The organism is Streptomyces sp. SP17BM10 (genome assembly GCF_036322405.1).
In the GTDB taxonomy this organism is placed as follows: Bacteria; Actinomycetota; Actinomycetes; order Streptomycetales; family Streptomycetaceae; genus Kitasatospora.
In genome coordinates, this window is sequence record NZ_JAQYXB010000539.1 from 126,039 (window position 1) to 146,303 (window position 20,265).

Annotated in this window: 17 protein-coding genes; 12 read left to right on the plus strand and 5 right to left on the minus strand. The window is 73.6% G+C overall.

Annotation, left to right across the window (positions count from 1 at the left end; genetic code table 11):
* Nucleotides 1–170: 170 nt before the first annotated feature.
* Entirely contained in the window at nt 171–872 is a 702-nt protein-coding gene (locus tag PUR71_RS12460; RefSeq protein ID WP_329927007.1) for an ABC transporter ATP-binding protein, read from the plus strand.
* On the opposite strand, the gene PUR71_RS12465 is transcribed toward PUR71_RS12460, so the two are convergent.
* The 3 genes from PUR71_RS12465 to PUR71_RS12475 form a co-directional block, all read right to left on the minus strand.
* Nucleotides 869–1,144, minus strand: coding sequence for a hypothetical protein (locus tag PUR71_RS12465; protein ID WP_329927008.1), 276 nt, complete (start codon nt 1,142–1,144; stop codon nt 869–871). The two genes, PUR71_RS12460 and PUR71_RS12465, sit on opposite strands and share 4 nt — an antisense overlap.
* Nucleotides 1,145–1,319: 175 nt before the next feature.
* Nucleotides 1,320–2,930 (minus strand): alpha/beta hydrolase, encoded by a 1,611-nt coding sequence (locus PUR71_RS12470; RefSeq protein ID WP_329927009.1) that lies wholly within the window; start codon nt 2,928–2,930, stop codon nt 1,320–1,322.
* 123 nt (nt 2,931–3,053) lie between these two features.
* Nucleotides 3,054–3,386 (minus strand): hypothetical protein, encoded by a 333-nt coding sequence (locus tag PUR71_RS12475; RefSeq protein ID WP_329927010.1) that lies wholly within the window; start codon nt 3,384–3,386, stop codon nt 3,054–3,056.
* A 91-nt stretch (nt 3,387–3,477) separates the two neighbouring features.
* Here PUR71_RS12475 and PUR71_RS12480 point away from each other — a divergent pair, with 91 nt between their 5' ends.
* Nucleotides 3,478–4,128, plus strand: a complete 651-nt coding sequence (locus tag PUR71_RS12480; RefSeq protein ID WP_329927011.1) for a TetR/AcrR family transcriptional regulator C-terminal domain-containing protein — start codon at nt 3,478–3,480, stop codon at nt 4,126–4,128.
* A 45-nt stretch (nt 4,129–4,173) separates the two neighbouring features.
* A complete protein-coding gene (locus PUR71_RS12485) occupies nt 4,174–5,118 on the plus strand; it encodes a molybdopterin-dependent oxidoreductase (RefSeq protein WP_329927012.1) in 945 nt (314 codons plus the stop codon).
* On the opposite strand, the gene PUR71_RS12490 is transcribed toward PUR71_RS12485, so the two are convergent.
* Nucleotides 5,105–5,710: a TetR/AcrR family transcriptional regulator gene (locus tag PUR71_RS12490; protein WP_329927013.1), complete on the minus strand. Its 606-nt coding sequence runs from the start codon at nt 5,708–5,710 to the stop codon at nt 5,105–5,107. The genes PUR71_RS12485 and PUR71_RS12490 overlap by 14 nt on opposite strands.
* A 137-nt stretch (nt 5,711–5,847) precedes the next feature.
* On the opposite strand from PUR71_RS12490, the gene PUR71_RS12495 reads away from it, so the two are divergent.
* From PUR71_RS12495 to PUR71_RS12535, 9 genes are all read left to right on the plus strand, one after another.
* Nucleotides 5,848–7,089 carry an FAD-dependent monooxygenase gene (locus PUR71_RS12495; protein ID WP_329927014.1) on the plus strand — a complete coding sequence of 414 codons (1,242 nt, stop codon included), beginning with the start codon at nt 5,848–5,850 and terminating at the stop codon, nt 7,087–7,089.
* Nucleotides 7,090–7,105: 16 nt separating this feature from the next.
* Complete coding sequence (locus PUR71_RS12500; protein WP_329927015.1) at nt 7,106–7,627, plus strand: MarR family winged helix-turn-helix transcriptional regulator; 522 nt, start codon at nt 7,106–7,108, stop codon at nt 7,625–7,627.
* Between the two features lie 118 nt (nt 7,628–7,745).
* On the plus strand, nt 7,746–8,228 hold the full coding sequence (locus PUR71_RS12505; RefSeq protein WP_329927016.1) for a hypothetical protein: 483 nt from the start codon (nt 7,746–7,748) through the stop codon (nt 8,226–8,228).
* Between the two features lie 8 nt (nt 8,229–8,236).
* On the plus strand, nt 8,237–9,091 hold the full coding sequence (locus PUR71_RS12510) for an NmrA family NAD(P)-binding protein (protein ID WP_329927017.1): 855 nt from the start codon (nt 8,237–8,239) through the stop codon (nt 9,089–9,091).
* A 408-nt stretch (nt 9,092–9,499) separates the two neighbouring features.
* Nucleotides 9,500–13,393, plus strand: coding sequence for a Pls/PosA family non-ribosomal peptide synthetase (locus tag PUR71_RS12515; protein WP_329927018.1), 3,894 nt, complete (start codon nt 9,500–9,502; stop codon nt 13,391–13,393).
* The gene (locus tag PUR71_RS12520; RefSeq protein ID WP_443077435.1) at nt 13,390–14,868 is read left to right on the plus strand and encodes a M1 family metallopeptidase; all 1,479 of its coding nucleotides are present in this window, start codon (nt 13,390–13,392) and stop codon (nt 14,866–14,868) included. The genes PUR71_RS12515 and PUR71_RS12520 overlap by 4 nt, the downstream gene beginning before the upstream one ends.
* Before the next feature lie 60 nt (nt 14,869–14,928).
* On the plus strand, nt 14,929–16,308 hold the full coding sequence (locus tag PUR71_RS12525) for a serine hydrolase domain-containing protein (protein WP_329927174.1): 1,380 nt from the start codon (nt 14,929–14,931) through the stop codon (nt 16,306–16,308).
* Nucleotides 16,309–16,606: 298 nt separating this feature from the next.
* On the plus strand, nt 16,607–17,470 hold the full coding sequence (locus tag PUR71_RS12530; RefSeq protein ID WP_329927020.1) for a GNAT family N-acetyltransferase: 864 nt from the start codon (nt 16,607–16,609) through the stop codon (nt 17,468–17,470).
* Between the two features lie 218 nt (nt 17,471–17,688).
* On the plus strand, nt 17,689–18,501 hold the full coding sequence (locus PUR71_RS12535) for a lysophospholipid acyltransferase family protein (protein ID WP_329927021.1): 813 nt from the start codon (nt 17,689–17,691) through the stop codon (nt 18,499–18,501).
* A 19-nt stretch (nt 18,502–18,520) separates the two neighbouring features.
* On the opposite strand, the gene PUR71_RS12540 is transcribed toward PUR71_RS12535, so the two are convergent.
* A complete protein-coding gene (locus PUR71_RS12540) occupies nt 18,521–20,113 on the minus strand; it encodes an MFS transporter (protein WP_329927022.1) in 1,593 nt (530 codons plus the stop codon).
* Between the last annotated feature and the right edge of the window lie 152 nt (nt 20,114–20,265).

Consider the following 20,265-nt stretch of genomic DNA (forward strand, 5'->3'; position numbering starts at 1 on the left):
TGATCACCGGATCGCGGACGATGCTGTCAGATTCAGTCCACGAACGGAAGGGACTTGCGCAAATCACGTGTGCAGTGAGCAAATTCCTTGCACCGCCGCATGATTCATCGTCAAACACCATGCACATTTCAAGGCCCGCGCGGGTCGTCGACCGAAACCGAGGGGGACTCATGACGCCACGCCCGAACGTCACCACCACCGCACCGATGGTGGCCGTGACCGACCTCCGGCGGAGCTTCGGCAGCGGCGGGCGGACGGTCCACGCGCTGCGCGGCGTCTCGTTCGAGATCCGCCGGGGCGAACTCACCGCCCTCAAGGGCCGGTCCGGCTCGGGCAAGACCACCCTGCTCAACCTCGTCGGCGGCCTGGACGCGCCGACCGGCGGCACCATCGCCCTCGACGGCACCGACCTCGGCGGCCTCGACGAGGACGGCCGGCTGGCACTGCGCCGGGAGCGGATCGGCTTCGTCTTCCAGTCCTTCGGCCTGATCCCGATGCTCACCGCGGCCGAGAACGTCGGCGTGCCGATGCGGCTGCGCAAGACGGCCCCCACCGAGCGCGAGGAGCGCGCCCGTGCCCTGCTCGCCCTCGTCGGCCTCGCCGAGCACGCCGACCAGCGGCCCGGCGAGCTCTCCGGCGGGCAGCAGCAGCGCGTCGCGATCGCCCGCGCCCTCGCCAACGAGCCGGCCCTGATCATCGCCGACGAGCCCACCGGCCAGCTCGACTCGGAGACCGGCCGCGCGATCATGCACCTGCTGCGCGCCGTCGTCCACGGCGAGGGCGTGACCGTCCTGGTGGCCACCCACGACCAGACGCTGATGGAACTCGCCGACCGGGTGATCGAGCTGAGCGACGGGAGGATCGTCGACTAACCCGCCTGGAGCGCCGCCTCGCACTCTCGGCACCGCCGGGTCCGCTGGGACGGCGGGTACCAGGGCGCGCCGGGCCCCGACGGCCGGTAGGGCTCGCGCTCCAGGCCGGCCGTGTCGAGCCCGCAGAAGGTGACCGGACCCGGATCCTCCGGCACGTCCGGGTCCGCCGCCGCCGCGTGCACGAACCGCACCCGCGCGCTCAGGTCGACCTCGCCCGCATCCAGGACCTCCGTGGACGGTTCGAGCTCCAGCATCACCACAACACCAGTCATACGTCGACCCTGCGCCAGCCCCCCGCCGCCCGCACCTCCAGCGACGCCCCCGTCCCCCCGCACGGGAAGGATTTCCGACGTGCGCCGCGGAAAGAATCCCCCACGAATCGATCGAAGCCGCCAAACGCATGCGGCGGCCGGCGGACGAAATCCGCCGACCGCCGCATTCGGCTCGTCACACCGCCGGGAACGGGTCCAGGTCCGGCTTCAGCAGCTGACCGGCCGCCGGGACCTTCTGGTCCACCAGGTACCGGGTGACCAGCTCGTTCAGGGCCTTGCTGCGGCCGACCGCGCAGTGCTCGATCGAGTCGACGCTGACCAGCACGGCGTTGCCCAGCTCCTGCTGCATCCGCTGCGCGAACGTGTACTGGGTGGCCGGGTCGTAGAGGTTCCCGATCACCATCACGGTGTTCGCGGTCTTGCGGTCCCACGGGCCGGCGAAGCGCTCGGCGTCGACCGCCGGGGCCGGCCAGCTCGCGCACGCCGGCGCGTCGAAGGCCTGGTAGCGGCCGAAGGTGGGCGACTCCTTCTCCCACCTGCGGGCCGCGTTGGCGAAGGCCCGGTCGTTCGACGGGTACGGCTTGTCCTGGCAGTTGACGGCCAGGTACGAGTCGTCACCGGTGTACTCCGAGTCCGCCGGCGCCTCGCGCAGCGCGTGCGGGACGGCCACCGCGAGCCCCTTGGCGTCGTCGTCCCCGGCGGCCTTCGGAGCCAGCAGCGTGGCGGCCGCGGGCTTCTGGACCGCCTGCTGGAGCGCCTGGAGCTGCTTGGCCAGGCCGGCCAGCCGGGACTGCGAGTACAGGGCGTTGGCGACCTGGTCGGTGAAGGTGCTCAGGGTGACCTTGCTGCCGTCGGCCAGGGTGACCGGCCCGTTGTGCAGGCGGTCGCGCAGCCCGTCGAACTTGGCCCGGGTGTCGCCCTCGCCGAAGGCGCAGCGCGGGGCGCCCGCGCTCTGGCAGCGCTTCAGGAACTCGTCGAGGGCGATCTCGAAGCCGTCGGCGCGCTGCCGGTCGTACTCCATCCCGTCGCTCAGGCGCAGGTCCGGGTCGACGTTGCCGTCGACGATGACCGCGCGGACCTTGTTCGGGTACATGGCGGCGTACGTCGAGCCGATCAGGGTGCCGTACGAGAAGCCGGCGAAGGTGAGCTGGGCGTCACCGACGGCGCGGCGCATCCGGTCGAGGTCGCGGACCACGTTGATGGTCGACATGTGCTCGATCAGCGGGCCGGCGTTCTTGCTGCAGGCGTCCGTGTAGTCCTGGTCGGCGTCCAGGGTCTGGTCGACCTCGGCCTTGGTGATCGGCACGCCGACCAGCCGGGCCTGGAGGGCGTCCGCCTCCTCCTGCGTCTTGAAGCACTTGAGCGCCTGGCTCCGGGCCACGCCACGCGGGTCGAAGCCGACCAGGTCGAAGCGCGACTGGACCTCGGCCCCGAAGCGGGTGGTGGTGGCCCACAGGTAGCCGCTGCCGCCCGGACCGCCGGGGTTCATGAACAGCGACCCGATCCGCTTGGCCGGGTCGCTCGCCCGGCGGCGCATCATCGCGATGCCGACCTTCTCGCCGTCGGGGTTGTCGTAGTCCATCGGCACCGGGTAGACGGCGCAGTCGTAGATGCCCGGGTCCGGCTTGGTCGGGTCGGGATTGCACGGCTTCCAGGCGACGGGGTCGACCTTCGCCTCTGCCGTCGGCGCCAGGTCGACCGGCGCCGCGGACGCGGCCACGGCGCTGCCGGTGACCAGGGCGAGAGCGCAGGTGACCGCTCCGGCCAGCGTGGATATGCGGGACAAGGAACCTCCTCCGGGATACAAGGGCGGCCCCAGCCTGTCAGCCCGTGATCTCCGTGTGAAGACCTTCCGGCACCGCAAATCGGCGACGAACTATTCTGTGAATGACCGCACTTGACGAACGGTTCACTCCTCGATCGGCCGCGAGAGGTCGTCCTCGGCGAGCACCTGGTAGACGGCGTTCACGGTGGGCGGCCCGACGAGGTCCCTGATCCGCTCGAAGCGGCGCTCCTCGATCGGCCCGACGCGCTCCAGCCACGCCTGGACGTCCTCGGGCCCGTGGTCGCCCTCGATCAGGGCGATGGTGACGATCTCGCGGGGGTCCTCCAGCGCCGCGGCGGTGATCACCCGGGTGCGCGGGTCGCCGGGGACGGTCTCGTCCGGGATCCAGCCCCGGCGGAACTCCCGGTAGTCCACGCCGTCGTTGAGCCGGCGCACCATCACGCTGATCAGCTGCATCAGAGCCTCCGTCAACTGTTCTTGCAGTGCAAGAAGTCCGTTGCCGCTATTGTTTTCTTACACCGCAAGAGATGTCAAGGGAGTCCTCACGATGGCACGCAGCAGACGCCCGAGAACGGGCCTCACCCGAGAGAAGGTGATCGACGCCGCCCTCGCCTTCGTGGACGAGCACGGCCTCGCCGCGCTCTCCAACCGCAAGCTGGGCGCGGCGCTGGGCGTCGAGGGCATGACGCTCTACTACTACGTGCCCAGCAAGGCGGCGCTGCTCGACGGCATGGTGGAACGCCTGCTGGAACTGTCCGCCGGCGACCTCCTGACCGCACCGGACGGCCCGTGGACCGACGTGGTGCGCGAATTCGCCACCGCACTGCGCCGGATGCTGCTCGACCACCCGGCGATGCTCCCCGTCCTGGCCACCCGCCCCGCGGCCACCCCCGCCGCGCTCACCCTCCTCGAACGCGGCATCACCGTCCTGCGCGAGGACGGCGTCCCCCTGGCCGACGCGCTCGACGTGCTCAACGCCGTGGTGTCCTTCACCCTCGGCCACACCCTCGCCGAGGTCGGCGAGACCGCCGGCCACGAGGGCACCGAACCCGACCCGGAGCAGTTCGCCGCCCTGGACGCCGAGGCCTACCCGCAGCTCTCCCGGGCCTTCGGCACCGGCGCGGGCCTGGACTCCGAGGCCCGCTTCCACCGCACACTGCGCGTGCTGCTGACCGGCTTCGCAGCCGAAATAGACTGACGGATCCTCATCGTCGAGCCGCACCACCCGAACCAAGGACGACACGTGACCCAGCACACCCGCCCCGCCGACCCACCGACCCCCGACACGTTCATCACCCCGGTCGACCACGTCTTCGTGCGCACCCACTTCGGCAAGCACCCCGAACTGGAGCCCTCCGACTGGAGCTTGACCATAGAAGGCCTGGTGGACCGCCCCATCGAACTGGACCTCCCCACCCTCCTCTCCCTCCCGCGGACCCACCTCACCGCCATCCACGAGTGCCTGGGCAACCCGCTCCACCCCGACGTGCCGACCCGCGCCGTCGCGAACCTCGAATGGACCGGAGTCCCGCTGTCCGCCGTCCTGGACCTCGCAGGCCCGCGCCCCGAAGCCCGACACGTCTGGCTGGAGGGCGCCGACACCGGCAGCTTCGCCGACGAGCACGACATCGCCTACCTCAAGGACCTCCCCCTGGAGCAGGCGCGCGCCGAGGTCCTCCTCGCGACCACGATGAACGGCGAACCGCTCCTGCCCCGACACGGCTTCCCCGTCCGTGCGGTGGCACCCCGGATGTTCACCACCAACTCGGTCAAGTGGCTGACCCGCATCGTGCTGGCCGCGGAGCGCCCGGACCACCTGTTCACGACGCGCCTCTACACCCGCGTCCACCCCGGCGAAGCCACCCCCCGGCCGGCCCGCGAGATCGACGTCAACAGCAAACTGCTCACCCCCGGCCACGTACGGGCCGGAACGACCGAGCTGGCAGGCCGGGCCTGGAGCTACACCACCGTGGCAACCGTCGAGGTATCGGTGGACGAGGGCCCATGGCAGCAAGCCGTCCTGGAACCGAGGGGCACACACCCCACCTGGCAACGCTTCGCCCTCGAGCACCACCTGACGCCCGGCACACACCGCATCCGCAGTCGGGCAACGGACAGCGAGGGCCGAGTGCAGCCGCCGTCAGGAGCCCGCAACGAGGTCCACGAACTCGAGATCACGGCGACCTGAGCGGGTTTCCCCCCGCGCCACGCAGCGCAGCGAGGACCAGCCCCCGAATCTCGTCCTCCAGAACCTCACCACTCCCCACCAGCCGGTCGAAGACCAGCCCGTCGATGCAAGCCAGGAGGGTCGTCGTGCGCTCGAGGGGCGCGACGACTCCCTGCTCGACCAGAAAGGCCCGCACACGGGCACGACCCGCGTTCTCCCGGGGCACGAGGATCTCGCGCAACTCCGGATCACGGACACTCTCCACGGCGCACGCATAACGCGCCAAGGAGCGCCGCCGCCCGTCCCCCGTGAGCCGCAGTCGAATCAACTCGCCGATCGCGGCGACCAGTTCATCCACCGACCCGATCGGCGGAGCCTGCTCCCCCAGGACCTGCAACTCCCTCTGGTCCAGTTCCACCAGGCGACGGACGAGGGCGGTGAGCAGAGCCTGCCGCGTACGCAGGTACGCCGAGGTCGTCCCCACCGGCAATCCCGCCGCCGCATCCACCGCCCGATGCGTGAGTCCGCGAACGCCGGCATCGGCCAACACCCCGATCGCCGCATCCGCAAGCACCGTACGCCGGTCGCGCGTCTCACCCTGGTTCTGCCCCATCGCTCTTTTCTACCCGGAAAGCCGCACCCACCCGCACGCACCACCCCACCCGCCCCCAAGCCCCGCGCGGCAGCCCCTCACAGACCCGCTGTAGCCTTCTTCTACAGCTGTAGAAGACTCCAGCGAAAGGACCGGCCATGAGCAACAACACCGCAGTGGTGGTCGGGGGCGGTATCGGCGGCCTGGCCGCCGCGATCGGGCTCCGGCTGGTGGGATGGGACGTGACCGTCATCGAGCGCGCAGCGACACCGGACGACGCGGGCGCCGGCATCTCCCTGCACGCCAACGGCATGCGCGCACTCGCGGCGCTGAACGTCGCCGACGCCGTCGAAGCCGCCTCCCGGCGCCAGTACACCGGAGGGACGCGAACCCCCGACGGGCGCAGTCTCGCCGCGATGGACGGCGCCGCACTGGAGCGCGAGCTGGGCACCCCGATCGTCGGCATCCCGCGGGCCGACCTGCACCGGATCCTGCGCGCCGCACTACCGCCCGAGCACCTCGTGATCGGCTCCGAAGTCAGCGGCGTCACCACCACCCCGTCGTCCCGGCCCCAGGTGACCTACGGCGGAACCACCAGGGAGGCGGACCTCGTCGTCGCCGCCGACGGCATCAACAGCACGGTGCGCCGACGCCTGTTCCCCTCCCACCCCGGCCCGGCGTACGCGGGGTCGACGGTCCTGCGGGCCATCACCCACCGCCCGGTCGAGGGCCTGGCCGACGACTTCGCGCTGACCTGGGGCCACGGCGCGGAGTTCGGCCACATCGGGTTCCCGGACGGCCGGGCCGAGTGGCACGCCACGCTCAACGCCCCGGCCGGCCTGCGCCACCGGGACCCACTCCACGAGATGCGCCGGAGGTTCGCCCGCTGGCACGACCCGATCCCTGCCCTCCTCGCGGCCACGCGCCCGCAAGACGTGCTGCACCACGACGTGTACGAGCTGGCGACACCTCTCCCGTCCTTCACGGTCGGCCGGATCGCCCTGCTGGGCGACGCAGCCCACGCGATGACACCGCACCTCGGCCAGGGCGCATGCCAGGCACTGGAGGACGCGGTGACGCTCACCGCCGCCCTCTCCCGCACAGCCACCCCCACCCCCGCCACCATCACCGCCGCACTGGCCACGTACGACGCCGCACGGCGCCCCCGCGCCCTGGCAGTGGCACGCGACGCCCGGAGGGCGGGCAGGATGGGCCAGCAGCTCACCAACCCGATCGCCGTCGGCCTCCGGAACGCGGCGATCCGCCTGACCCCGCCCGGCGCGATGGTCCGGACGGTCCTGAGGCACGCAGATTGGACCCCGCCCCGGCTTGACGGAGCGGTCGCCGAGTGCCGCCCAGGCGAGGAATTCCGGCCCCGGCTTGACCGGGCAACTGATTAGCCGCCATATTAAATCCATGACGCAGCACCCCGACGCCGGCCGAGGCGCCCCCACGCTGGACCAGGCCCGCCGCCAGATCGCCCGCTACGGCCTCACGGCCGACCCGCAGGCGGTGCTGGTGGCGGCCAGGCTGATGGCGGCGGGCGCCAGGTTGGGGCAGGCGGGCGAGGTGCACTTCGGCCGGTTCGGACTCTCCACGGGCCGGTACCGGCTGCTGGCTGACCTGGAGGACCACGGCGGCGAGAAGTCGCCTTCGCAGCTGGCGGAAAGCCTCGGCGTCTCACGCGCGACAGTGACCGGACTGGTGGATGGTCTGGAACGCGAGGGCCTGGTGGCCCGCCGCCCGTCCACCGAGGACGGACGGCGGAACGTGGTGATCCTCACCGCCAGGGGGGCGCAGCGACTGCGCGACCTGGCGCCGGAGCACTACGACCGGATGCAAGCCATGGTCAGCGGCCTGTCGATCGACGAGCGGACGACGTTCCTCGACCTCCTGGCCCGCGTGGTCGAGGGCATCGACACCCTCACCGCCGACTGACCCCCACCCGACACCACCCCCTGACCTCCCCCACACTCAAATGCTTAGCCACCTAACCAAATCGCGCCCACATAATTAGCTGCCTAATCACAATCCTCCCCACAGAACAGGGACCCAAGTGACCAAAAAGGCCCCCGGCGCACCCCCGAGGTTCGTCCTCTGGCGTGAAGTCCTGACCGCCTACGCCATGCCGGCCGCCATGGCCGGCCTCGGCGGCGTGGCGACACACCAACCGGAGCTCACGCGAGCCGCAGTCACCACGATCGCCGGCACCTCCGCAGTCGTCGCGGCCCTCGTCGGATCCCGGCTGCGCCGCCGCCCGCCCCGTTCGTGGGCAGCCCGCGCACCCCGCGCCGCGGTCGCGATCGTCCTCGCCATCGCCGCAGCCTCCGCGGCCCTGGCCATCGGCCTGGCCGGAGCCCACTGGCTGCCCCACGTTCCAGGGCTCGCCATCCGCACCTGGCCCGCCCGTCTGCCCGTCGACCTGCCCCTGTCCGCGGCGATCGCCGCGACCCTCATCACCCTGCGCTGGCGCGCCTGCACCCAGGTCCGCACCCCGCAGCACCGCAGCACCGCGCACCCCGAAAGGCAGACCTCATGATCGTCATCATGGGCGCAGCAGGCGCCACCGGCGGAGCCACCCTCCGCAGCCTCGCCGCCATGGGCGCACCGACCCGCGCCCTCACCCGCGACCCCGACCGCCTCGCCGCCACCCTGGACAGCGGCACCCGCCCCCTCGTCGACCCGACGTACGCCGACGCCGCCGACCCGCGGTCGCTGCGCGAAGCCCTGAGGGAAGCCCGCCAACTGTTCCTCACGATGGCCAACGGCCCGCACCAGGTCGAGCACGAGCTGCGCACGATCGACATCGCCGGGGAGTGCGGCGTGGAGCACGTCGTGAAGATCTCCGCCCCGGCCGCCGAGCCGCGGTCCCCCGTGGCCGTCTCGCGCGGACACCACCGAACGGAGGAGCACCTCCTCGCCTCCGGCATGGCCGCGACTGTCCTGCGGCCGTACGCGTTCATGCAGAAGCTCCTCCTGCAGGCACCCGGCATAGCCGCGGCCGGCGTGATGCACGGCGCGATGGAGCGGGCGCGCTGCAACTACGTCGACGTGCGGGACATCGGGGACATCGCCGCGGACGTGCTCACCCGGCCGGAGCTGGCGGGCGGCACCTACGAGCTGACCGGCGGGCGGGCGTACAGCCATCCGGAAGTGGCGGAACTGATCGGCGAGCTGCTGGGCCGGCCGGTCCGGTACGTCGACCTGGCCCCCGACGAACTGCGCGCCCACCTGATGACGCGGGCCGGGATGCCGGAGTGGCTGGCGACCCACGTGGTGGAGATCCAGCGGCTCGCGGTGCTCCGGAAGGAGGAGCCGGATCCGACGATCACCCGCCTGACCGGGCGCGTCCCGCGCACACTCCCGGCCTTCCTGGAGGAACACCTCCCCCTCTTCCGGTAGCCCGCCCCACCCCCACCCCCGGCGGGCCCGGACAGCGGCCGGAAAACCCCCGGATCCGGCCGAAAACACCGGGCCCGCCACTCGAACAGAGCACCGACCCGTGTGGCATGCCTCACGAAGCCGACTTCCACCTGACGGCCCGTCAAAACAGCTGATGGTCCATCACATCCGAACCACAACCCATCAGTTAGTAGCTGATGCCTCGTCAGATTCGGCCACTCATAGCCGAGTTGCCTCCGCTACCTGCCAGTAGCGCACCCGTCGCGCCCTGCGACCCCGAGCTACCATCGATCGGTTGTCTACTCCGGCCCCGGAGTGGGAGCGCCCGACCACAGCGGGCGTGCCCACCGCCCCCAAGGGCCCGGGAACGATCGGAACGGGGCGAGGACGAGGAGCGCACGGGCTGCCATGACAGCTGAACCGAGTCACCCTGAACAGATCACCGAACAGACCACCGCGGTGTTCCCCGGCCGCCCGGCGCCGGCCTCCCGCACGCTCGTGGACGTCCTCGACGCCACCGTGCGGAGCCACCCGAACGAGCCCGCCCTCGACGACGGCCGCACGGTGCTCAGCTACCGCGCCCTGGCCGCCGAGGTCGAGCGGCTGCGCCGCCGCCTGACCGCCGCCGGGATCGGCCCCGGGGACCGGGTGGGTGTGCGCGTGCCGTCCGGCACCAACGACCTGTACGTGTCGATCCTGGCCGTGCTCGCGGCCGGCGCCGCCTACGTCCCGGTGGACGCCGAGGACCCTGACGAGCGCGCGCAGCTGGTGTTCGGCGAAGCCGCCGTCGCCGGCGTCCTCGGCGCCGAGCGAGTCCTCACGACGACCACCGAGAACGCCTCCCCCGCGCCGGAACGCCACCCCACCCCCGACGACGACGCCTGGATCATCTTCACGTCGGGCTCCACCGGCCGCCCCAAGGGCGTCGCCGTCACCCACCGCAACGCCGCCGCGTTCGTCGACGCCGAGGCCGCGCTCTTCCTCCAGGAGGAGCCGATCGGCCCGGGCGACCGCGTGATGGCCGGCCTGTCCGTCGCGTTCGACGCCTCCTGCGAGGAGATGTGGCTGGCCTGGCGGCACGGCGCGTGCCTGGTGCCGGTGCCGCGCTCGCAGGTGCGCAGCGGCGCCGACCTCGGCCCGTGGCTGGCGGAGCAGGAGATCACCGTGGTCTCCACCGTGCCGACGCTGGCCGCGCTGTGGCCGGCCGAGGCGCTGAACGAGGTGCGGCTGCTGATCTTCGGCGGCGAGGCGTGCCCGCCGGAGCTGGTGCAGCGACTGGTCACCGAGGGCCGCGAGGTGTGGAACACCTACGGCCCGACCGAGGCGACCGTGGTGGCCTGCGCCGCGCTGCTGACCGGCACCGGCCCGGTGCGGATCGGCCTCCCGCTGGACGGCTGGGACCTCGCCGTGGTCGACGAGGCCGGGCAGCCGGTCGCCCCGGGCGGCACCGGTCAGCTGGTGATCGGCGGCGTCGGACTGGCCCGCTACCTGGACCCGGAGAAGGACGCCGAGAAGTACGCGCCGCTGCCGTCGATGGGCTGGGAGCGCGCCTACCGCAGCGGCGACCTCGTCCAGGCCGACCCGGACGGTCTGCTGTTCCTGGGCCGCACCGACGAGCAGATCAAGCTCGGCGGGCGCCGGATCGAGCTCGGCGAGGTCGACGCGGCGCTCCAGGCCCTGCCGGGGGTCGCGGGCGCGGCGGCCGCCGTCCGCACCGCACGCGGCGGCAACCAGCTGCTGGTCGGCTACCTGGTCCTCAACGAGGAGCAGCCCGGCAGCGAGCCCTTCGACCGCGAGAAGGCCGTGGAGCGCCTGCGCGCCGAACTGCCCGCCGCGCTCGTCCCGCTCCTCGCGCCGGTCGACTCGCTGCCCACCCGGACGTCCGGCAAGGTCGACCGCAACGCCCTGCCCTGGCCGCTGCCCGACCTGGAGACCGGCGGCCCGACCGAGCAGCTGTACGGCACCGAGGCCTGGCTGGCCGAGCAGTGGTCCGAGATCCTCGGCGTCACGGTCGGCGGCGCGCGCGACGACTTCTTCGCGATCGGCGGCAGCAGCCTGGCCGCCGCCCGGCTCACGACGCTGCTGCGCACCCGCTACCCGAACGCGGCCGTCCTCGACATCTACCAGAACCCGACGCTGCGCAAGCTGGCCCGGCACCTGGAGCGGACCGCCGCCGACGGAGGCGAGGCCCGGACGATCAGCCCGGTGCCGACGAAGGCCAAGTTGCTGCAGCTGCTCCTGATGCTGCCGCTGTTCACCGTGGTCGGCCTGCGCTGGACGGTCGCCCTGCTGGCGGCGGGCAACCTCCTGACCCACCTCGGCGACTACCCGTGGGCGCCCACCGCCTCCTGGTGGGCGGTCGGCGCGGGCGCGCTCTTGCTGTACACCCCGGCGGGCCGGCTCGCGATCGCGGCCGGCGGCGCCCGGCTGCTGCTGCGGGGCCTGCGTCCGGGCAGCTACCCGCGCGGCGGCAGCACCCACCTGCGGCTGTGGGCCGCCGAGCGGCTCGCCGAGGCGAGCGGCGCGACCGAGCTGTCCGGGGCCTGGCTGGTGCGCTACGCCCGCGCGCTGGGCGCGAAGGTCTCCCCGGAGGTGGACCTGCACTCGCAGCCGCCGGTCACCGGCATGCTCAAGCTCGGCCGGGGCTGCGCCGTCGAGGCCGAGGTGGACCTGTGCGGCTACTGGCTGGACGGGGACCGGCTGGAGGTGGGCCAGCTCAAGGTCGGGTCCGGCGCCGTGGTCGGCACCCGGTCGACGCTGCTGCCGGGCGCCAGGGTCGGCAAGCGCGCCCAGGTGGTGCCGGGTTCCAGCGTCACCGGCCAGGTCCCGACCGGCCAGCGCTGGGGCGGCGCGCCCGCCGTCAAGCTGGGCCGCGTGGAGCGGACCTGGCCCAAGGAGCGCCCGGCCCGCCGGGTCCGCTGGTCCTGGATGTACGGCGCCAGCGGCGCGGCGCTGAGCCTGCTGCCGGTGCTGCCGGCGGCCGCCGCCCTCGCGGTGCTCGCCCTGTTCGTCCACCCCGGCGACGACCTCGGCACGGCCGTGCGCGGCGCCCTGCTCGGCCTGGTGCCCGCGACCCTGGCGTACGGCGCGGTGTACGCGGCGCAGCTGGTGGCCGCCGTCCGGCTGCTGAGCGCCGGCCTCGTCCCGGGCGTGCACGCCCTGCACGGCCGGATCGGCTGGCAGGCGTGGACGGTCACCCAGCTGATGGACCGCGCTCGCGAGGTGCTGTTCCCCCTGTACGCGGGCCTGGTCACGCCGCTGTGGCTGCGGGCACTCGGCATGCGGGTCGGCCGGGGCGCGGAGGTGTCCACGGTGCTGGCGCTGCCGAGCCTGACGACGGTCGGCGACGGCGCGTTCCTGGCGGACGACACGCTGATGGCGCCGTACGAGCTCGGCGGCGGCTGGATGCGCCTGGGCGAGGCGAAGGTCGGCGAGCGCGCGTTCCTCGGCAACTCGGGGATGACGGCGCCCGGGCGGGCGGTGCCCAAGCGGGGCCTGGTCGGGGTGCTGTCGGCGACGCCGGAGAAGGCCAAGAAGGGCGGCTCCTACCTGGGCATGCCGCCGATGCGGCTGCCACGAGCGGCGGACGAGGCCGACCAGAGCCTCACGTACGAGCCGCCGGCCCGGCTGCTGTGGGCGCGCGGGCTGGTCGAGCTGGCCCGGGTGCTGCCGGTGCTGGCCTCGGGCGCGCTCGGCGTGCTCGCCGTCGCGGCGCTGTCCCGGCTGGCCGGCTCGTCGGCGCTGCTCGCCGCGGCGCTGTCGGGCGTGGTGCTGCTCGCGGCCGGCGGCGCGGCCTGCGCGGTCGCGGTGGTGGCCAAGTGGGTACTGGTCGGCCGGTTCCGGGCGGTCGAGCACCCGCTGTGGAGCGGCTTCGTGTGGCGCAACGAGCTCGCCGACACCTTCGTGGAGGTGCTGGCCGTGCCGTGGCTGATCGGCGCGGTACCGGGCACGCCGCTGCTGAACGTGTGGCTGCGCGCGCTCGGCGCGCGGGTCGGGCGCGGTGTGTGGTGCGAGAGCTACTGGCTGCCGGAGGCCGACCTCGTCACCCTCGGGGACGGGGTGAGCATCAACCGGGGCTGCGTCGTGCAGACCCACCTCTTCCACGACCGGATCATGCGGATGGATACTGTGGTCCTCCGCGAGGGCGCCACGCTGGGCCCGGGCGGGATCGTGCTGCCCGGCAGCACGGTGGGCGAGCGCAGCACGCTGGGCCCGGCCTCGCTGGTGATGCGGGCCGAGTCCGTCCCTGCCGACACGCGGTGGCTGGGCAACCCCATCGAGGCGTGGCAGACCACGTCATGACCATCCGTCCCGGCCCGCAGGAAGCGCACCACGACCCCGTGAAGCCCAAGCACGTCCCGGCGGCCGCCGGAGCACCGGACCCGTACTTCCCGAACAGCGGCGACCACCGCTACCGGGTGCACCGCTACGAGCTGGCACTGGACTACCGGCCCGGTCCGAACCGGCTCGGCGGCTCGGCCCGGCTGAGCGCGGTCGCGGACGCGGCGCTCGCCGAGTTCGCCCTGGACCTGGCCGAGTTCCGGATCGGACGGGTGCTCGTGGACGGCAGGGCCGCCCGCTACACGCACCGCGGCGGCAAGCTACGGGTCCGTCCGGCGAAGGCGCTGACGGCGGGTGCGGCGTTCACGGTCGAGGTGCACTACAGCGGCAACCCGAAGCCGGTGCGCAGCCCGTGGGGCGGCCTGGGCTGGGAGGAGCTGACGGAGGGCGCGCTGGTGGCCAGCCAGCCGATCGGCGCGCCCTCGTGGTTCCCGTGCAACGACCGGCCGGCGGACAAGGCGACCTACCAGATAGCGGTCACCACGCCGTCGCCGTTCACGGTGGTGGCGAGCGGACGGCTGCTGACCCGCACCATCCGGGCGTCCAGCACGACCTGGGTGTACGAGCAGAGCGCGCCGACCTCGTCGTACCTGGTGACGGTCTCGATCGGCCACTACCTGCCGGTGCCGCTCGCCGAGCGCCCCGCGGTGCCGCAGACCGGGTACGTGCCCGAGCGGCTGGCGGCCTCCTTCGGGCGGGACTTCGGGCGCCAGCCGCAGATGATGGCGTACTTCACCGAGGTGTTCGGCCCGTACCCGTTCGGCGAGTACGCGGTGGTCGTCGCGGACGAGGAGCTGGACGTCCCGGTGGAGGCGCAAGGCGTCGCCACGTTCGGCACCAACCACCTCGGCGGCGGCTGGGAGCGGGAGCGGCTGATCGCCCACGAGCTCGCGCACCAGTGGTTCGGCAACAGCGTCACGATCGCCGACTGGCGGCACATCTGGCTGAACGAGGGCTTCGCCAAGTACGCGGAGTGGCTCTGGTCCGAGCACACGGGCGGCCCGGCCGCCGCCGGCCACGCCGCCGCCGCGCACGCGCTGCTGTCGGGGCTCCCGCAGGACCTGAGGCTCGCCGACCCGGGCCGCAAGCTCATGTTCGACGACCGGCTCTACCAGCGCGGCGGCCTCGCCGTCCACGCACTGCGGTGCGCGCTCGGCGACGTCGCCTTCTTCGGCATGCTGAAGGACTGGGCGGGCAACCACCGGCACGGCGTCGTGGCCACCGCCGACCTGGTCGGCCACGCCTCCCGCTACTCCGAGGCACCGCTCACGGACCTCTTCGACGCGTGGCTGCACCGGCCCGAGCTCCCGCCGCTGCCCCGCGGCGCGGGCGGTGGCGGCGCGGGCGGTGGCGGCACGGGCGGTGGCGGCGCGGACGCCTCCCGTTGGAGGACGGGCCTCCAGCGCTGGTACGACCGCTTCTCTGACGACGGTTAATCGGCGGAGACCTCCGCCCGGCTGAACTACTGTCCGATCATGAGTACTCCGGAAGAGCACATGACGGACCTGCCCGAGGGGCTGTTGCCCACCACCCGCCGCGCCCTGTTCCACCGCACCGCCGCGGCCCAGGCCGAGGGCCGCACGCCCTCCCTGGTCGCCGCGGTGGTGCGCGACGGCCGCCCGGTCTGGAGCGGGGCCCGCAGCATGGTCGACGGGCACGCGCCGACCCCCGACGTCCAGTACCGGATCGGCTCGCTCACCAAGACCATGGTCGCCGTCCTGGTGCTGCGGCTGCGCAACGAGGGCCTGCTCGACCTCGCCGACCCGCTCGCCCGCCACCTGCCCGGCACCCCGGCCGACGACGCCACCGTCGCCCAGCTGCTCGCGCACTCCGCCGGGCTCGCCGCCGAGACGCCGGGCCCCTGGTGGGAGCGGACCGACGGAGCCTTGCGGCCCGCCCTGGGCGACCTGCTCGAAGCGGAGACCCCGCTCAAGCACCCGGCCGGTCGCCGCCACCACTACTCCAACCCCGGCTACGCCCTGCTCGGCGCCCTGGTGGAGGAGCTGCGCGGCGAGCCCTGGTACGACGTGCTGCGCCGCGAGGTGCTCGCCCCGCTCGGCATGGACCGCACCACGCTGCTGCCCGAGCAGCCGCACGCCGGCGGCTTCGCCGTCCACCCGTGGGCGGACGTCATGCTCCCCGAGCCCCTCACCGACACCGGGCGCATGGCCCCGGCCGGCCAGCTCTGGTCGACCGCCGCCGACTTGGCCCGCTGGGCCGCTTTCCTCGCCGACGGCGACGACAAGGTGCTCTCCGCCGGGACCATCGCCGAGATGCGCTGCCCCGCCGTCGGCCCGGACGACTCCGCCTGGACCTCCTCCTACGGCCTCGGCCTCCAACTCCTGCGCCACGAAGGCCGGGTGCTGTACGGACACACCGGCTCGGTGCCGGGCTTCACCGCCGGGCTGTGGGTCAGCGCGCAGGACGGGCTCGCCGCCCTCGCCCTCGCCAACGCCACCAGCGGCACCAACACCCCTCTGCTCGCGGCCCAGTTGATCGCCATCACCGCCGAGCACGAGCCCCGGATCCCCGCACCCTGGCGCCCGCTGCCCGAGGTGGACCAGGACCTCCTCGCGCTCACCGGCCCCTGGTACTGGGGCGCCGCCCCCCACGTCCTGCGGCTCACCGCCGACCGCTGCCTCGAACTCGGCCCGCTCGGCGGCGGCCGCCGCGACTCGCGCTTCCGCGCCGAGCCGGACGGCACCTGGACCGGGCTCGACAACTACTACGCCGGCGAGACCCTGCGCGTCGTCCGCGCCGCCGACGGCACCGTCAGCCACCTCGACCTCGGCTCCTTCGTGCTCACGCGCGACCCGTACGGCCCGGCCGGCGCCGTCCCCGGCGGCGTGGACCCGGAGGGCTGGCGGGCGTACTGACCGCGCCCGCGCACGCCTGACCGACGGCCCCGCCGGGCCTACTCGGCGGGGCTCCGTCGTGTCCACCCCCACCCGGCGAGCGGCGAACGACCCCCAGGTGCCCGGCAGATGACCACCGAGCGAGGGTGGTCCCATTCAACAGCTGCACATCTGCCCTCCGCCGAACGGCAACGTGAATTCCAGCCGACCCGGACAGACATACCGGTGACCGGTTCGCGCCCGTGCCCAGCGCGTGCGAACCGGGCCGGTGCCACGAGAACCGCGGCACCGCCGCCCGTGCTGCCCTGGAGGGTCCGCCATGACCACCGTCCCCACGTACGCTCCGACCGCAGTCGCCCCCACCCACGACGCCCCGGCGGTGCCCACCCAGCGCCAGGACCCCCAGCCCGCGCAGCGCCGGGAGCCCCGGCCCGCGCCCGCCTACACCCTCTCCCTCGCCCGCGACGAGGACGACGTCCGCGCCGCCCAGCGGCTGCGCCACCAGGTCTTCGCCGGCGAGCTCGGCGCCGTCCTGCGCAGCCCGGTCGCCGGCCTCGACGTCGACCCCTTCGACGAGTACTGCGACCACCTGCTGGTCCGCGAAGGCGAGGACGGCGCCGTCATCGGCACCTACCGGCTGCTGCGCCCCGAGGCCGCCCGCCGGGCCGGACGGCTGTACTCCGACGGCGAGTTCGACCTCTCGGCGCTCGCCCCGGTCCGCCCCGGCCTGGTCGAGGTCGGCCGCTCCTGCATCGGCGCCGAGCACCGGGGCAACGGCGCCGTCATCAACCTCATGTGGGGCGGCATCGCCCGCTACATGGCGGAGACCGGCAACACCTGGCTGGGCGGCTGCTGCTCCGTCCCGCTCGACGACCGGGGCGCCACCGCCGCGCGCGTCCGGGACGCCGTGAACGCCAAGTACCTGGCCCCCGAGGAGTACCGCGTCATCCCGCACCGCCGCTGGGACGCCACCGGCGTGCCCCGCGCCGAGCGCGGCGCCCTGCCCGCGCTGCTCCGCGGCTACCTGCGCCTCGGCGCCTGGGTCTGCGGCGAGCCCGCCCACGACCCTGACTTCGACTGCGCCGACCTCTACGTGCTGCTGTCCCTGGAGCGCACCGACCCGCGCTACCTGCGGCACTTCCTCGCCGGCGTGCCCGGCCTGCCGTCGGTCGGTGGCAAGTGAGCGAGGGAGCAGTCAAGAGGTGCGCGTTGCGCGAAGCGCCGGGCGAGCGAAGCGAGGCGGGCGCATGAGCGAGCGAAGCGAGCGAGCAGTCAAGAGGTGCGCGTTGCGCGAAGCGCCGGGCGAGCGAAGCGAGGCGGGCGCATGAGCGAGCGAAGCGAGGGAGCAGTCAAGAGGTGCGCGTTGCGCGAAGCGCCGGGCGAGCGAAGCGAGGCGGGCGCATGAGCGTGTGGCTCCCCACCGCGCCCTGCCGTCCGGAGACCTGCCTCGTCGAGGCCTCGCCGGAGGTCCCGCACCTCCGGCGGGCGCTGCGGCTCGCGGTCTGCCTGGCGGCGGTGGTCGCGGGCATCGCGCTGACCCTGCCGGTCCGCTTCCTCCCGCACGAGCCGCGGGACCGGATGATCCGGCTCTGGGCCCGCACGCTGCTGCTCTCGCTCGGGGTCACCGTCCACCTCGACAAGCCCACCGGTGCGGTCGGCGGCGGGATGCTCGTGGTCGCCAACCACGTGTCCTGGCTGGACATCCCGCTGATCGCCGCCGGGCGGCCGGGCCGCTCGCTGGCCAAGACCGAGGTCCGGCGCTGGCCGGTGCTCGGGCCGCTGGTCGCCTGGGGAGGCACGGTCTTCCTCGACCGGGACCGGCTGCGCACCCTGCCGGACACGGTCGACGCGGTCGCCCGGGAGCTGCGCGCCGGCCACCCGGTGATCGTCTTCCCGGAGGGGTCGACGTGGTGCGGGCGGGAGAGCGGGCGGTTCCGTCCTGCGCTCTTCCAGGCCGCGGTGGACACCGGCTCCTTCGTCCAGCCGGTGACGATCCGCTACCGGCTGGCGGACGGGCGGCCGACCAGCGCGCCCGCCTTCGTCGGCGAGGACGGGCTGCTCACCTCGCTCGCCCGGGTGGTCGCCGTGCGCGGGCTCGTCGCCGAGGTGACGTTCCTGCCGCCGATCCCGGCCCCCGAACCGCGGCCCACCCGCTGGGGCGCCCGGCGGGAGCTGGCCCGGGCGGCGCAGGCCGCGGTCGAGGGGATCAGGTGAGGCCCGCCCGGTGACGCCGTCATCGACCGGTGACCCCGGCGCCGTCCGCCCGGCTGTGCCCGGCACCGGCACGGGCGTCCTCCCCCAGCGGCGTCACCGGCGCGGCGGCGACCGGTCGGGCCCGGCCGAGGAGCAGCGCGACCAGGACGGCGGCGACGGCGAGCGCGCCCGCGCCGCAGCGCAGCGCGAGGTGGACGCCGTCGACGAAGGCGCCGTCCACCGCCGCCTGGACGGGCGCGGGCAGCGCGACCGCACCCATGCCGCGCCCGGCCGGGGCGTCCGCGATCGGGCCGACGGCGCCGGCGGGGACGCCGAGCCGGTGCAGGGAGGCGGTGAGGGTGTCCGTCATCCGGTTGGTCAGGACGGCGCCGAGCACCGCGATCCCGAGGACGCCGCCGAGCTCCCGGAGCGTGTTGACGGTCGCCGAGGCCATCCCGGTCTGGGCCGGGGGCACCCGCTGCAGGACGGCGATCGACACCGGGGTGAACGTCATTCCCATGCCGAGGCCCATCGTGAACAGCGTCCACAAGTACTCGACGTAGTGGGCTCGTTCGCCGTGGAAGGAGAGCCCGAAGAGGCCGACCGCGCACAGCGAGACCCCGAGCACCAGCGGCAGCCGGGGGCCGTACGCGCTGGTCAGACGGCTGGAGAGGGGCGCGGCGAACACGATCATCGCCGTCATCGGCAGCCCCGCGTAGCCCGCGTCCGAGGGGGCCCACCCGAGCACGCCCTGCATGAGGAGCGGCAGGAAGAACAGCGCGCCGAACATCCCGAAGCTGACCATGAACCCGCTGAGCAGCGCGCCGTTCAGCGCACCGTCGCGGAACAGCCGCAGCTCCAGCATCGGCTGGGCGACCCGCAGTTCGAGCACCAGGAAGGCCGCGAGCAGTACGGCCGCCGCGGCGCCGCAGGCCAGCACGCGGGTGTCGGTCCAGCCGCGGGACGGCCCCTCGATCAGCGCGTAGACGAGCGCGCCGAGGCCGGCCGCGGACAGGGCGAGGCCCCCGAGGTCGATCCGCCGGGCGCGCCCGGGGATGTCGGGGAGCACACGGGCGGCGAGCCCGAGCCCGGCCACGCCGATCGGCACGTTGATCCAGAACACGCTGGCCCAGCCGAGGTGTTCGACCATCGGACCGCCGAGCACCGGGCCGACGGACAGGCCCAGTGCCGAGACGCCGGACCAGGTGCCGATCGCCCTGGCCCGCTCCCGCTCCTCGGTGAAGACCGTCCGCAGGATCGCGAGGCTGCCCGGGGTGAGCAGCGCGGCGCCGACGCCCTGGAGCATCCGGGCGGCGACCAGCACTCCGATCGTCCCGGCGAGCGCGGCGGCGGCGGAGCCGAGCGTGAACAGCGCGAGGCCGAGGCGGAACACCCGGGTGCGGCCGTAGCGGTCGCCGAGCGCACCGCCGGTGAGGACCAGCGCGGCGTAGACGAGGCTGTAGCCCTCCGCGACCCATTGCAGGCCGCTGATGCCGGCGTCCAGGTCCTGCCCGATCCGCGGCAGGGCGTTGTTGACGATGACGTTGTCCAGCATGGACATGAACATGGTGACGCAGAGCGTCACGAGTGCGAGCCGCTTGCGGCGCGCACCCGGCCCTCCCGGGTCCTCCATCGGACTCCCCTCCGACTTCTGCACCCCTAACGGCGTTAGGGGCCTCACTGGCACGCCCAGACTGTCCCTAACGCCGTTAGATTGCAAGCGGGATATCGTGAGGCGCCGGACGGAGCGCCGCGGGCGCGCCGGAACGGCACCCGGACCAGCAC